A 13,209-nucleotide genomic window follows, 5' to 3' on the forward strand; every position below is an offset into this window, starting at 1 on the left:
GCGAATGGGCCCCCCCATCCGAACATCGCTTCGGGATGCGCTGATTGGCGAAATTCCGAGATTGAGAGGGTTCGCCATATCGCTTTGCGGTGACAGGACACAAGCCGATGACCTGGTCCAGGAGACGATGGTCAAGGCGTGGGACAAGCTCAATTCCTTCGAGGAAGGTACCAACTTGCGAGCTTGGCTTTTCACGATCCTGCGCAACACGTTTCTTTCGGAGAGGCGGAAACGCCGACGCGAAGTCGAAGACATCGACGGAAAACTCAGTGGCCGATTGGCAACGCAGCCGGAACAGCCCGGCCACATGGACCTGAAGGATCTTCGCGATGCCTTGACCCGGCTCCCGGAGGCTCAACGCACCGCTCTCATGCTGGTGGCCGCCTCGGGCCTTTCCTACGAGGAGGCGGCCGAGGTGTGCGGCTGCGCCGTCGGGACGATCAAGAGCAGGGTCAATCGCGGAAGGGCGCGATTGGCCCAGTTGCTGCACATGTCGGAGCAAAGTGCAGTCGAATCTGACGCCGCTCCCATGGAGGACGCTGCCGCAAATCCTGAAGTGGATGTCGGGGGAGAAGTACGCCGCAGCGTGGACTCATGATCGCAGCGAGTCACGCCAAACCCACCCCGCCGCGGGGTTAGGCGGGCGGTAACCAGGATCAGCCTGCCCTTTCCAATACGGCTGTCGATGCCGGCTGGAAGCGTATAAGATTGGTGGGGCACGCGCCGCGCCATGAGGCCCATGTCGCGAGCGGCCCATATTGCTGGTTCTCAGGGGCTGTCGGCCGCGCCCAAGACCATGGAAGGGGGATGTGTATGGTTGGGCCGTCGGGCGGCGAAGCTTTGGCCAACAGGACCGCTGCCGCCAAATCGATCTTGTTTGCGCGTGCGGTTGCGGTGATGGCGATCGCCGTCGGCGTCCTCGTTCTGTTGGGCTGGTATTTCGATCAGCCCTTGCTGCGACAGGGCCTACCCAACAACATTGAGATGAAGTCGAATTCCGCTATCGGCCTGATCCTTGTCGGCGCCGGGCTGCTGGCGTTCACGAGCGAAGCGTTGCGCGCCGTACCCCGGTTCCTCGGAATGGCATTGATGCTGGGAGGCGGCATGACGCTGAGCCAGGACATTGTCGGCTGGGATCTCAGAATCGATGAGTTCGTCTTTCGTGAACTTGCGTACCCGGCATACACGTCCTCGCCCGGTCGCATGTCACCGTTCTCGGCGCTTTCGTTCGTGTTGATTGGGGGCGCATTCTTTCTGGCGCGGCGCCGCCGTGTTTGGTCGATCTTGGCCGACATCATGCTTGCTGCGGTCATCGTCCAGACACTCCTGGTTCTCATCGGCTACATCTACGGCGTGCCGGCACTCTATTACCCCTTCCCATTGACGGCGATACCGGCGCATGGCGCGGTCATGGTCCTTCTCATCGCCATCGCCACCTTCGCCGCAATGCCGGAACGCGGAATCGCCGCGGCGGTGATGGATCGGTCCTTGGGCGGGCAGATGATCCGCGCACTTCTGCCGTGGATTATTTTGGTGCCGATCGCGCTCGGCTGGCTGCAGCATCGCGGGGTGGTGGCCGGCTATTACGACAGTTCCGTCTCATCGGCTCTATTGTCGGTGTCCTCCATCATCTTTCTGATCGCTATCGTGTGGTTGACTGGGAGTGCCCTGGCGCGGTCGGATTTCGACCGGCAACGGGCCCTGACGCAACTGCACGGTGAGCGCGAGTGGCTGCGGACGACAGTAGCGAGCATTGCCGATGGCGTAATCGTCACGGATGCCAATGGCATGGTCCTGATCATGAATGGCGTTGCCGAGGAGCTGACGGGCTGGCGCCGCGACGATGCGACTGAACGGCCGATCTGGGAGGTCTTCCAGACCATCGACGAGACCAGCCGTGAGCCCGTCGACAGTTCCGGGCTCGTCGCCCTGCGCGAGCGCAGCACCGTCAAGAACGCGGTTCATCTTCTGATCACCCGGGAAGAAACGGAGATCCCCGTCGAGGATAGTGGCGCCGCTATCATGGGCGCGGGCAATCTGGCGGTAGGGGCGGTGCTGATCTTCCGCGATGTCACCGAGCGGCGACGGACGGAGGACCGCCAGGCCCTGCTTGTCCGCGAACTCAATCACCGCGTCAGAAACGTGCTCATGATCGTTCACTCCCTCGTTCAGGCGAGCGGCCGTCACGCGTCGACCGAGGAGGCGGCCAGGATGGCGGGCGTGCTCGGCGAGCGGCTCCGTGCACTGAGCCGGGCACACGAGCTCCTGCTCGACACGCAATGGTCCGGCGCGGACTTGAATGCCATGGTACGGCGCGAGCTAGAGCCGTTCCAGACCGAAGGCTCGAACCAAGTCACGATCAATGGACCGGATGTCCTGCTTCCGCCGCAGAGTACGTCGATGCTGGCGATGGCCCTGCACGAGCTGGCCACCAACGCCGCCAAATATGGCGCGCTGTCACAACCCGCCGGGCGCCTGAGCGTGTCGTGGCGTGTGAGGGGCGGGAAGCTCGCGCTGAAGTGGGTTGAGACCGGAGTGGACATTCCCGCCAAGAAACGGATGAAGTCGGGCTTCGGCACCGATCTCATCGAACACGGCATCGGGCAGAATCTCGGCGGGGAGACCCGGATCGAGTTTGGAGAAGACGGAGTGAGTGTGGCGATCACGGTCTCTCTCGACCAGCAGCCAGTCGAGGAGCGCCCGCTTCCGACGGCCGCCGCGCTCGGCGAGTAGCGATGTTAGACGGCTGAGGTGTTTCGGCGCGATCTGTAGACGGACCGTGAGACGGCTGCGCGCCCACCTCGCGACATTCCTCGATGCTTATAACCATGAACCGCCCTAGACCAGCAAATCGCGAGCCAGTTCCCTGGCGAGACAAGAACTACATGCAAGCATGGCCTTCGGTCAGGATCACATCCGGTTTCGGGATTGACACAAGATTTGAAGGAACCCTTCCGCGAGACACAGGGTTTTAATGCACAGTCGGGCGCGAGCTCACCTGCAAAGTCATGAGGACGCCCGGTCAAGATAGGAGGTGAGATCATGCGTAAGTCGATTATGCGTGAATCGATCATATTCATTTCAGCCATCTCCCTGATGGCCGCGGGCATTTCCGTGATCGTGGTTGGCACCCGGCTTGCCCTTCCCGAGGGCCAGGGTTCCGAGGACCAGATTGTCATTCCGAAGAGCCTGCAGCCGCTGCCGCGGCAACACGCCGCAACTGGCGACCTCGGGCAGGCGGAAGGCACAGGCGGGCAGCCAGTGTATCCGAGCACTCTAGTCGGCCTTCGGGTCTACAGCACCGACGGCCGTGAGGTGGGTGACGTGGTCAAGGTCTCCACCGCCGCAAACGGGGAAATCCGACATCTCTATGTGGAAATACCGGAATTCCTCGGTCTCGGAACGAAAACCGTCCGCATTCCCGCCAGGATGTACGAGAAAAACGAGGACGGGGTCGAGCTGGTGTTGACCGCCGACGCCGTCAATATGCTGCCGGAGGCCAATTTGGGTCGCACGACGCAGCCCTTTCCCGACCGGGAGCCGCATTATTGACAGTTCCCGGTCGATTGCGTCGACCAGGGCGGGAAGGACTCCTAACATGCTGCAACATCTCCTTGTTGCAGTCGCTGGCGTGCTGCTGCTGTTACCGCCGGCGCGGTGGCTAGAGCGGTTCATGGTTATAGGGGATCGATTCGATGGGCCAAGTCGGTTCATCCGGGCAGGCGCGGGCCGCGACGCGCGATACGGGATATCGGGCGAGCGCCGCAACGAACCCGGTGGGCCGATTTGGCCCACCGAAGGCCGGGTTCTTTTGCGCCGTGGCGGTGTTGCGGCTCTTGACCGATGCACCGCATCGCCCGGCGAGCCGCGCCTGGCCACGGCGCAAAATCATCCCGGTCAAATGGTTCCCTATAACCATGAACCGCTCTAGGCTTCTCGGCTCCGGCGGAAAGGCCCGCCGGCCGCGCCCGACCCTGTCTTGCGGGCGCCGCTTGCGGCGCCTTTGCAGCGCTTCCACCGGATCGAAACAGAATGCTTTTGCGAAGCCGAATTAGGTTCTAGTCTCCGCCGCGTCCCCGCCGGCGCCCCTCGCCGGGACACTCATCCGGGACGAGGGCCATGCTTCGGGCGAGCATCCAGTTCATCCTCTACGTCAACGGGCTTCTTCTTTGCCTGCTGGCGATGCTGATGATCCTGCCGGCGCTGGTCGATCTGGCCTTCGACAATCCCGATGCGATGGTCTTCGCCGTTTCGGCGCTCCTCACTTTCACCCTCGGCGCATTGCTGGCGATCGCCAACAAGACAGACAAAGTGCCGCCGGGGCGGACTCTTTTCTATCTCCTGACCGTTTCGATCTGGCTGATCGTAAGCATCTTCGCCTCGATCCCGCTGGCGCTTTCCTCGCTCAGCATCGACATCGTCGACGTCTATTTCGAGACTGTCTCGGGGCTGACGACGACCGGGTCCACGATCCTAGTCGGTCTCGACCATCTGCCGCCCGGCCTGCTGTTGTGGCGCTCGCTTTTGCAGTGGTTCGGCGGCATCGGCATCGTCGTCATGGCGATGGTCGTGCTGCCGGCGCTGAGGGTCGGCGGCATGCAGCTATTCCGAACCGAATCCTCCGATATTTCGGGCAAGATCCTGCCGCGCGCCCGCCAGATCGCGACCGTCATGGCCGCGGCCTATGTGAGCCTGACGCTGATCTGCGCGATCGCGCTTCACATTGCCGGCATGTCGGCGTTCGACGCCGTCAACCACGCCCTGACGACGCTGTCGACCGGCGGTTTTTCGACCCACGACGCCTCGATCGGCGATTACGATTCGGTCGCCATCGAGACGGTCACCATCGTGTTCATGGCGCTGGCCGCCATGCCTATCATCTTCTTCGCGCGGATCGTGATCGAGCCGCGCGCCGCCTCGTTCCGGGACGAGCAGGTGAGGGGCCTGCTGATGACACTGTTGGCGGCAATCCTCGTTGTCACCGCATGGAATTTCCTGTTTCGCGGCGTGCCACTTGCCGACGCCCTGCGCGATTCCGCCTTCAGCGTCACCGCGGTCCTGACCGGCACCGGCTATTCGACGGTGGACTTCAGCGCCTGGGGGAGCTTCGCGGCTGGCGTCTTTTTCTTTCTGTTCTTCATCGGCGGCTGCGCCGGTTCCACCGCCGGCGGCATCAAGATCTTCCGCTGGCAGATCATGCTGCGCGCGGTCGCGAACCAGCTTCGCACCACGCTTTCGCCCAACCGGATCGTGATCCTTCGCTACCGCGGGCAATCCGTCGATCCGCCGATGAGGAATTCCATCAACAGCTTCTTTTTCCTCTATCTTTTGACCTATGCCGGGTTGTCTTTGGCGGTGATGGCGACCGGGCTCGATTTCGTTTCCGCTGCAAGCGCGGTCGCCCAGGCCATCGGCAATGTCGGGCCCGGCCTCGGCCCGCTGGTCGGCCCGGCGACGACCTTTGCCGGCATTCCCGATTCCGCGAAGCTGTTGCTCGTGCTGTCGATGCTGGTCGGCCGGCTCGAGCTGATTACGCTTTATGTGATCCTGACGCGGGATTACTGGGATTGACCGCGGGAAAGACGGCGGAACGAGGGAGAAGGCCATGTACGTTCTGGTGATGGGGTCGAAGAACTATTCCTCCTGGTCGGTTCGCGCTTGGTTGGCGCTGAAGATGGTCGGGGCGGAATTCACCGAGATCGTTATCCGGCTCGACAAGTCGGATACGGCCGAGCTGGTTGCCGCACATTCGCCGTCAGGCCTTGTGCCCGTGCTCAAGGACGGCGCGCTGGCGGTCTGGGATTCGCTTGCCATCATCGAATATCTCAACGAGCGCCATCCGCAAGCGGGCCTGTGGCCGGCCGATGCGGCGGCGCGCGCGCGGGCGCGGTCGATTTGCGCTGAAATGCATTCGGGATTCGCCGCACTGAGGCGCGAATGCCCGATGAATCTACGGCGCACGCCGAAACCGATCGCCATGTCGGACGAGGTCAAGGCGAGTGTCGCCCACATCGAGCAAATGTGGAGCGACTGCCGGGCCGGGGAGGGGGCGGCCGGGCCGTTCCTGTTCGGCCGCTTGTCAGCCGCAGACGCCGTCTACGCACCCGTTGTCAGCCGCTTCCACGTCTACAAGGTCCCGGTGACCGCCGAAAGCCGCGCCTATATGAACGCGGTAATGGCGCTGCCGGAATGGAACGAACTCACTGAGGCCGCGCGTGCCGAGCCGCCGATTTCCAAATATGACGAGATTGGCGCAGGCTAAAGCCCTTCCCGATCAAACGAGCCAAGCTGGGCCGGAAAGGCGCTAATCGGTCAGGATGAAGGTGACCTTCAGATTGACCCGGTATTCGGCGATCTTGCCGTCCTCGACCTGAATCGTGGTCTCCTGCACCCACGCCCCCTTTACGTTTTCAAGGGTCTTGCAGGCGCGCTCGATGCCGACGCGGATTGCGTCCTCCATGCTCGTCGGCGAGGAGGCGATTATTTCGGTGACGCGGGCAATGCTCATGACCAGTTCCTCCGAGTTCAGGGTCATCCCAGATGCTATTCAGACTTGGCGACGATCGCCGCCGCCGTCAAGCCATAGATTGTCGCACGAAGGCTGGGATAGACTGCTGTCATGGCGCTCAACCTCATCAAGCTCTGCGTCGGTTGCGAGTCGATCGACGATCTTGCCCAGTGGCAGGCGGCGCGGCTTGCGGATTATCGGCGCCGGGGCGAGCCGGCGGAGCTAAAGCACACCACGCGGATGATGCCGCGCCGCCGCGACGAGCTGCTCGGCGGCGGCTCGCTTTACTGGGTCATCAAGGGGTTCGTGCAGGCCCGCCAGCGGCTGGTCGACATCCGGCCGTTCACCGATGCAGACGGCATCCGCCGCTGCCATCTGGTGCTCGACTCCGATCTCGTCGCCGTGGCGCCGCGGCCGTTCCGGGCGTTTCAGGGCTGGCGCTACTATCCGGCGAAGGACGCGCCACTCGACCTGCGTATGGCGGCCAAGGGGGCGGACGAAATGCCGGCCGAGCTGCGGCGTCAGCTCGCCGCGTTGGGACTTCTCTAAGATTTTGTTCCGACGGGGATATTGTCGATGAGCCGGGTCCTGCCGAGCCAAGCGGCGGCAAGCAGGCGGATCGGTTCGCGCCGAGGCTCGGAAATCGGCGCGAGCGTCTCGGCGTTGCGCGCCTCGACATAATCGACGCGGAATCCCATGCGGGTCAGGCCGGCGCGGGCGGCAGCCATGATGCTTTCGACATCGCCACCCGCGGCGATGCGCCTGGCCGCGTCGCGCAGGGCGGCGTTGAGACCCGGCGCGATGGCGCGCTCGCCGGCGTCGAGATAGGCATTGCGCGAGGAAAGCGCCAAGCCGTCGGCCTCGCGCACCGTCTTGGCGCCGACGATCTGAACGCCGAGATCGAGATCGCGGGCCATTCGCCGCACTACCAGAAGCTGCTGATAGTCCTTCTCGCCGAAGACGGCTATGTCCGGCCGGCACTGGGTGAGCAGCTTGCAGACCACCGTGGCAACGCCGCCCAAGAAATGCGGCCGGTACTTGTCCTCAAGCCCGGCTTCCGCAGGGCCCGCGACGTGGACCGAGGTGGCGAAGCCCTCCGGGTACATGAGCGCGGCCGACGGCACGAACACCAGGTCGACGCCGAGCGGCGCGAGCTTGGCGAGGTCGCCGCGCTGGTCGCGGGGGTAACGCGCATAGTCCTCATTGGGCGCGAACTGGGTCGGGTTGACGAAGATCGAGACCAGGGTGCGGGCGGCACGGCGGGTCGCGAGGCGCACCAGCGCAAGATGGCCCTCGTGCAGCGCGCCCATGGTCGGCACGAGGGCGATGCGCTCGCCGGTCGTGCGCCAGGCCGCGACCTTGCTCTGCAGTGCCCCCAGCCGCCGCACCACGCTTGGATTTTTCGCCATGGCGAACCGCTCACAGATCGCGGAAACTCTTTCCTTCTCCGGCGAGGCGCTCGATCAGCGGTGCCGGCGTCCACAAGCCCGGCTGGCGCTTCTCATAGGTGCGGATGCCGGCAAGCACCTTGTCGAGACCGATCGCATCGGCTGCGAACATCGGCCCGCCACGATATCTCGGAAAGCCATAGCCGTAATGATAGATGATATCGATGTCGCTCGCCCGCGCGGCAACGCCCTCCTCGAGGATGCGCGCGCCCTCGTTGACCAGCGCATAGAGGCAGCGCTCGACGATCTCCTCAGCCGCAATCTGGCGCCGTTTTACGCCCATCTCCTGCGACAGGGTTTCGATCAGCGTCGCCACCGCCGGGTCGGGCAGGGGGGCGCGGCTCGTCTCCTCGTAGCGGTACCAGCCGGCCCGGGTCTTCTGGCCGTAGCGACCCCGCTCGCACAGCCGGTCGGCAACGACGGCGGGATAGGGCTTGGACCTGTCGCGGGACGCTTCCTTGGCCTGGCGGACGCGCCAGCTGACGTCGGTGCCGGCAAGGTCCATGACCGCGAACGGCCCCATCGCCCAGCCCCAGTCGTAGAGCACCTTGTCGACGGTCTGCGGCAACGCGCCTTCCAGAAGCAGCGAATAGGCCTGATTCCAATAAGCGTGCAGCATGCGGTTGCCGACGAAGCCGTCGCAGACGCCAACCACGACGCCGATTTTCGAAATTTTGCGCGCAAGCTGCGCCACCGTGGCCAGCACATCGTCGGCGGTCTTTTCGCCGCGGACGATCTCCAAGAGCTTCATCACGTTGGCGGGGCTGAAGAAATGGGTGCCGACCACGTCCTGCGGGCGGCCGGTCGACGCGGCGATCTCATCGAGATCGAGAGTGGAGGTATTGGTGGCGAGGATGGCCCCGGGCCGACAGATGCCGTCGAGAATGGCGAAAACCTCCTTTTTCAGCGCCATATCCTCGAACACCGCCTCGATCACCAGATCGACGGTGGCAAGATCCTCGAAATTGAGCGATCCCGTCAGCCGCCCAAGGCGGGCGTCGGCTTGCTGCTCGGTCAGACGCCCCTTGTCGACGCTTGCCGCATAATTGCTGGAGATGATGGAAACGCCGCGGTCGAGTGCATCCTCGGCCGCCTCGACGAGGGTCACGGGGATGGCGGCATTGGCGAAATTCATGGCGATGCCGCCTCCCATGGTGCCGGCGCCGACGATGCCGACCGAGGCGATCCGGCGCAGCGGCGTGTCCTTGTCGATGCCGGGGACCTTGGCGACATCACGCTCGGCGAAGAACATGTAGCGCAGCGCCGCCGCCTGGGGCGATGCGACCAGCTCGGCGAACATGGCGCGTTCCGCGGCCAAGCCGTCGTCGAAGGAAAGCTGCGTCGCGTTCTCCACCGAATCGATGCATGCGCGCGGCGCGATGAAGCCCCGCTGCTTTTTCGCGACGGTTTGGCGGAAACGCTCGAACAGCTCCGGGCGCGCGGCGACGGTCATGTCGCGGACGCGCCGGCGCGGGCGTTTCTCGGAGACGATCTTTTCGGCGAACGCAACCGCGCCCGCGAGGAGATTGCCCTCGACGACCTTGTCGACGAGACCCCATTCCAGCGCCTCGGGCGCGGAAATGGGATCGCCGCTCACGATGGCGGTAAGCGCGCGCTCCGCGCCGATCAGCCGCGGCAGGCGTTGCGTGCCGCCGGCACCGGGCAGTATGCCGAGCTTGACTTCGGGCTGGCCGAGTTTGGCGTTTTCGCTCGCGCAGCGCCAGTCGCAGCCGAGCGCGACCTCGAGGCCGCCGCCAAGTGCGTTGCCGTGCAGCGCCGCGATCACCGGCTTGGCGCTGTCTTCACAGGCGGCAACGACCTCGGGAAGCGTCGGGGAGGCCGGCGGCTTGGCGAATTCGGTGATGTCGGCGCCGGCCGGAAAGGTTCGCCCGGCCCCGATCAGCACCAGCGCCGCCGTTTCGGGGTCCTGGTTGCCCTTGTTGAGGCAGTCGACGAGCCCCTTGCGCACACCGACGCCGAGCGCGTTGACGGGCGGGTTTGTGATGGTGATGACGCCGACGTTCCCCTCGCGGGCATAGTTCACGAATTCGGCCATGGCCCCCTCATTTCCGGCTGCATTGTCGCCAACGCCGCATGGCGATCAATATCATGCCCAGTTTGGCGGATGGGGTGGGATTCGAACCCACGAGGCGGTTGCCCGCCTTCCGGTTTTCAAGACCGGTGCCTTCAACCACTCGGCCACCCATCCTCAGGTCCGCACCCCGTGGCCCTATCGCGAGGCGCTGGCGCGCCCGGTTTTCAAGACCTTTCGGGCGGGCGAAAGATTCACCGGATCTTTCGCATTTCCGCCCTCAACTTCAACCACTCGGCCACCCATCCGCAGGTCCGCACCCCGTGGCCCTATCGCGAGGCGCTGGCGCGCCCGGTTTTCAAGACCTTTCGAGCGGGCGAAAGATTCACCGGATCTTTCGCTTTTCCGCCCTCAACTTCAACCACTCGGCCACCCATCCGTCGCCGCTCCGCCGCAATGTCTCAGCGTTAGACCATTCGGGCAGCGACGCGCAACCCTCGCAGGCCGCGCTAGAGAGGTTCAGATCGCAAGCCGCGGCAAAGGGCCGCCGTCGGCCAGCGCCAGAATGCCTTCGATCAGCGCCTCGGACCGGGGATATCGCCCGAAATCAAGCAGGCCACGCGCCTTGTCGACCATCTGTTCGCTGCTGAGCGGCATTTCCGGATCGCCCATGGCGTCGCCACGCTCGGCGGAAACGACGCGGCCATTCTCGAGGCGGGCGCTGACGCGGGCGCCCCAATGGGCCGGATAGGCGCCCTCGAACGACGGCGTCTCGGCAACCTTCACGCGTCCGCGCAGCTTGGCGCATTCGCAGCGCGCTTCCTCATCGAAGGCGGCGAAATCAACCCGGTCGCGGCAAAGGGCCGCGGCGACCGTATGCTGGAGCGAGAATTTCGCGTCATAGACCGTCTTCGGCTCGGCGCGGTCGCACAGCGCAAGCGCCGCGCCGTAGGTCTCCACCTCGATGCTCGCGATCTCGTCCGCCTTGCGCCCATCGCCGGCGAGGGCTTGCCGGATTTCCTGCGCCGCGTCGATCGCCGGGTGGGTATGGCGGCAGGAGGGCCACGGCTTGATTGAGGTTTGTCTGAGCTGCCAGGGCGCTTGCGGGTCGGCGATGAGGCGCGCCGGCTCCGCATCGGGGCAAAGAGCGGCGAAAAAGCCACGCGCGCCTTCGAGAATTTCCGGCGCTCCGGTGAAGCCGAGCGCGGCAAGTTCGGCCGCAACCAGGCCCGCTTCCGCGGCGCGGCCGGCGTGCAGATGCTTCGACATGGCTCCAGTATCGAGGAACTGCCACAGGCCCGCAGCCTGGGTGCCGGCATTGCCGAGGGCGTCGACCGCCTGGGCCCGTGCGAGTCCGATGAGGCGGGCCACGGCCATCGCCGAGCCGAACGGCCCGCAGGTCGCGGTATTGTGGAAGATGCGGTAGTGGGCAGGCCCCGCGGCCATGCCGACGCGTGTCGTCGCCTCGAAGCCCCACAGGATCGCCGACAGAAATTCGCGTCCGCTGCTCTCGCCGAGTCCGGACTCCGCCGCGGCCCACACCGCGGGAATCGTGATGCAGCCCGGATGAACCACCGATTCGCGGTGCAGATCGTCGACCTCGAGAATGTGGGTCAGTCCCCCTAAGAGAAAAGCACGCCGGCCGGCGTCGCGCGCCGCGTTCTCGCCGCAGGCGCCGATCCTGCGTCCCCAGGCCACCAGAATCTCGCCCTGCGGGGTTCTGGTGCCGGCGACCACGCTTGCCACCGCGTCGAGCGTAAACAGGGCGGCCGCTTCCAAATCCTCCCGCGAAATCTCCTTCGACGCCACAAGGTCGAAAAGTTCTCCGCTCAGGCTCATTCCGCCCTCTAAAGCGTTCGCCCGCGTTGCTTGCCGGCATTGGCGCGCACCGCGCCGGTTATCGCTTTATTAACCGTTTGGCGGCGACGATTGGCGAGGTTTGCCGCCACAGCATGGGTGTAGGTGTAGCATGGGGCGCGGGAGGCAAGCGGCGTAACACGGCGTAACTCCAAAATTTTCTGACCCTCCGAAACGTCGGTGCCATTCGCGCCAGGCGGACCGGCAGGGAATTGGGCACGCCGGGCCTCGGCGCCAGGGGTCTTATTGGTGATGAAAAATCTGCGAATGTCCCGGCGAGGATTTCCGTGCCGGCCCGATCACGTCGCGTTCCGCGCATCTTGGGAGCGGCCGGGGCGGGGGCGTTACCTCACGCGCCTGTCCATTCTTCTCTCAGCCAGCTTGCTGCTCGCAAGCTGCAGCCTGTGGAAAGAGGAACTGGATCATGCGGGCAATCCGCGGCTGGTGGAATATGGCCAGCCGGTGCCAAAGGGCGGCGGCATCTACAAGGTCGGCAAGCCCTACCAGATCGGCGGCAAATGGTACCATCCCAAGGAGGACGAGAATTACACCAATGTCGGCGTCGCCTCCTGGTACGGCCTCGATTTTCACGGCCGACTCACCGCGAACGGCGAGATCTACGACATGGATTCGCTGTCCGCCGCCCATCCGACGCTGCCGCTGCCGAGTTACGTCAAGGTAGAGAATCTGGAGAATGGGCGTAAAGTCGTCGTGCGCGTCAACGATCGCGGGCCCTATGCGCGCGGCCGCGAGATCGACCTGTCCAAGCGCGCCGCCGAGCTGCTCGCATTCAAGAACAAGGGGACCGCCAAGGTGCAGGTGAGCTATCTCGGGCCGGCGCCGTTGAGTGGCGACGACGGCTGGCCGGTCAATGTCCAGTTTGCCGGAAACAAATCGAACGGCAATAAACCGAAACCGGCTGAAACACGCCCGATCCTTCTCGCCAGCGCCGCGCCGGACGCGCTCTTGGCGCTGCGCTCCGTGCCGGCCTCCGCGGCACCCCCCAGCCTAGCGGCACCCAGCAGCGCCGCGGAACCTCCCAGTCCCCCCATGTCCCATGCATCCGCGGCACCGGCGACGGCGATGATTCAGGCAGGCTCGTTTCGCGACCCCGATAACGCCGAAAGGCTGAAATCGGCGCTCGCGTCGGTCGGCCCGGTGGAGGTGACGCCGGTCACGGTCGGCGGCGTGACCTACTACCGGGTCCGCGTCGGCCCGATACCGGACGGCCAGAACGCGCGTGACTCGCTCAGCCGCGTCCAGGCGGCAGGCGTCGGCGACGCCCGGTTGATCATGATGCAGTGACATCGCCTCTTTCTTCATTGCGAAATCCGCAATAATCCCAAGCTGCGGTTGATTGGCTC

Annotated in this window: 12 protein-coding genes and 1 tRNA gene; 7 read left to right on the plus strand and 6 right to left on the minus strand. The window is 64.7% G+C overall.

What is annotated here, in order from left to right:
* Window positions 1-4: 4 nt before the first annotated feature.
* From Q8P46_08535 to Q8P46_08545, 3 genes are all read left to right on the plus strand, one after another.
* Window positions 5-598 (plus strand): sigma-70 family RNA polymerase sigma factor, encoded by a 594-nt coding sequence (locus Q8P46_08535; protein MDP2620210.1) that lies wholly within the window; start codon window positions 5-7, stop codon window positions 596-598.
* 299 nt (window positions 599-897) lie between these two features.
* Window positions 898-2,733, plus strand: a complete 1,836-nt coding sequence (locus Q8P46_08540; protein ID MDP2620211.1) for an HWE histidine kinase domain-containing protein — start codon at window positions 898-900, stop codon at window positions 2,731-2,733.
* 309 nt (window positions 2,734-3,042) lie between these two features.
* Window positions 3,043-3,552, plus strand: a complete 510-nt coding sequence (locus tag Q8P46_08545; protein ID MDP2620212.1) for a PRC-barrel domain-containing protein — start codon at window positions 3,043-3,045, stop codon at window positions 3,550-3,552.
* Window positions 3,553-3,661: 109 nt separating this feature from the next.
* Here Q8P46_08545 and Q8P46_08550 read toward each other — a convergent pair whose 3' ends face one another.
* A complete protein-coding gene (locus Q8P46_08550; protein MDP2620213.1) occupies window positions 3,662-3,892 on the minus strand; it encodes a hypothetical protein in 231 nt (76 codons plus the stop codon).
* A gap of 227 nt (window positions 3,893-4,119) precedes the next feature.
* Between Q8P46_08550 and Q8P46_08555 the strand changes: the two genes are divergently transcribed.
* The gene (locus Q8P46_08555) at window positions 4,120-5,571 is read left to right on the plus strand and encodes a TrkH family potassium uptake protein (GenBank protein MDP2620214.1); all 1,452 of its coding nucleotides are present in this window, start codon (window positions 4,120-4,122) and stop codon (window positions 5,569-5,571) included.
* A gap of 34 nt (window positions 5,572-5,605) precedes the next feature.
* Entirely contained in the window at window positions 5,606-6,262 is a 657-nt protein-coding gene (locus Q8P46_08560) for a glutathione S-transferase family protein (GenBank protein MDP2620215.1), read from the plus strand.
* Between the two features lie 42 nt (window positions 6,263-6,304).
* Here Q8P46_08560 and Q8P46_08565 read toward each other — a convergent pair whose 3' ends face one another.
* Window positions 6,305-6,508, minus strand: coding sequence for a dodecin family protein (locus tag Q8P46_08565; GenBank protein MDP2620216.1), 204 nt, complete (start codon window positions 6,506-6,508; stop codon window positions 6,305-6,307).
* A 111-nt stretch (window positions 6,509-6,619) separates the two neighbouring features.
* Between Q8P46_08565 and Q8P46_08570 the strand changes: the two genes are divergently transcribed.
* Window positions 6,620-7,057: a DUF1489 domain-containing protein gene (locus Q8P46_08570; GenBank protein ID MDP2620217.1), complete on the plus strand. Its 438-nt coding sequence runs from the start codon at window positions 6,620-6,622 to the stop codon at window positions 7,055-7,057.
* Here Q8P46_08570 and panC read toward each other — a convergent pair.
* The 4 genes from panC to Q8P46_08590 all read right to left on the minus strand — a co-directional run bounded on the left by panC (window position 7,054) and on the right by Q8P46_08590 (window position 11,827).
* Window positions 7,054-7,917, minus strand: coding sequence for a pantoate--beta-alanine ligase (gene panC, locus Q8P46_08575; protein MDP2620218.1), 864 nt, complete (start codon window positions 7,915-7,917; stop codon window positions 7,054-7,056). The two genes, Q8P46_08570 and panC, sit on opposite strands and share 4 nt — an antisense overlap.
* Before the next feature lie 10 nt (window positions 7,918-7,927).
* Window positions 7,928-10,012, minus strand: a complete 2,085-nt coding sequence (locus Q8P46_08580) for a 3-hydroxyacyl-CoA dehydrogenase NAD-binding domain-containing protein (protein ID MDP2620219.1) — start codon at window positions 10,010-10,012, stop codon at window positions 7,928-7,930.
* Between the two features lie 63 nt (window positions 10,013-10,075).
* Window positions 10,076-10,165: transfer RNA gene (locus Q8P46_08585), tRNA-Ser, on the minus strand.
* Window positions 10,166-10,507: 342 nt separating this feature from the next.
* Window positions 10,508-11,827: an MmgE/PrpD family protein gene (locus Q8P46_08590; GenBank protein MDP2620220.1), complete on the minus strand. Its 1,320-nt coding sequence runs from the start codon at window positions 11,825-11,827 to the stop codon at window positions 10,508-10,510.
* Window positions 11,828-12,226: 399 nt separating this feature from the next.
* On the opposite strand from Q8P46_08590, the gene Q8P46_08595 reads away from it, so the two are divergent.
* The gene (locus Q8P46_08595; GenBank protein ID MDP2620221.1) at window positions 12,227-13,150 is read left to right on the plus strand and encodes a septal ring lytic transglycosylase RlpA family protein; all 924 of its coding nucleotides are present in this window, start codon (window positions 12,227-12,229) and stop codon (window positions 13,148-13,150) included.
* Window positions 13,151-13,209: the final 59 nt, after the last annotated feature.

This window comes from Hyphomicrobiales bacterium (assembly GCA_030688605.1).
In the GTDB taxonomy this organism is placed as follows: domain Bacteria; phylum Pseudomonadota; class Alphaproteobacteria; order Rhizobiales; family NORP267; genus JAUYJB01.

Excerpts from the sequence above, each read along its gene's own strand:
- Q8P46_08535 (MDP2620210.1), top strand. The coding sequence starts at position 5 with ATGGGCCCCCCCATCCGAACATCGCTTCGGGATGCGCTGATTGGCGAA.
- Q8P46_08540 (MDP2620211.1), top strand. The coding sequence starts at position 898 with ATGGCGATCGCCGTCGGCGTCCTCGTTCTGTTGGGCTGGTATTTCGAT.
- Q8P46_08545 (MDP2620212.1), top strand. The coding sequence starts at position 3,043 with ATGCGTAAGTCGATTATGCGTGAATCGATCATATTCATTTCAGCCATC.
- Q8P46_08550 (MDP2620213.1), bottom strand. The coding sequence starts at position 3,892 with ATGATTTTGCGCCGTGGCCAGGCGCGGCTCGCCGGGCGATGCGGTGCA.
- Q8P46_08555 (MDP2620214.1), top strand. The coding sequence starts at position 4,120 with ATGCTTCGGGCGAGCATCCAGTTCATCCTCTACGTCAACGGGCTTCTT.
- Q8P46_08560 (MDP2620215.1), top strand. The coding sequence starts at position 5,606 with ATGTACGTTCTGGTGATGGGGTCGAAGAACTATTCCTCCTGGTCGGTT.
- Q8P46_08565 (MDP2620216.1), bottom strand. The coding sequence starts at position 6,508 with ATGAGCATTGCCCGCGTCACCGAAATAATCGCCTCCTCGCCGACGAGC.
- Q8P46_08570 (MDP2620217.1), top strand. The coding sequence starts at position 6,620 with ATGGCGCTCAACCTCATCAAGCTCTGCGTCGGTTGCGAGTCGATCGAC.
- panC (MDP2620218.1), bottom strand. The coding sequence starts at position 7,917 with ATGGCGAAAAATCCAAGCGTGGTGCGGCGGCTGGGGGCACTGCAGAGC.
- Q8P46_08580 (MDP2620219.1), bottom strand. The coding sequence starts at position 10,012 with ATGGCCGAATTCGTGAACTATGCCCGCGAGGGGAACGTCGGCGTCATC.
- Q8P46_08590 (MDP2620220.1), bottom strand. The coding sequence starts at position 11,827 with ATGAGCCTGAGCGGAGAACTTTTCGACCTTGTGGCGTCGAAGGAGATT.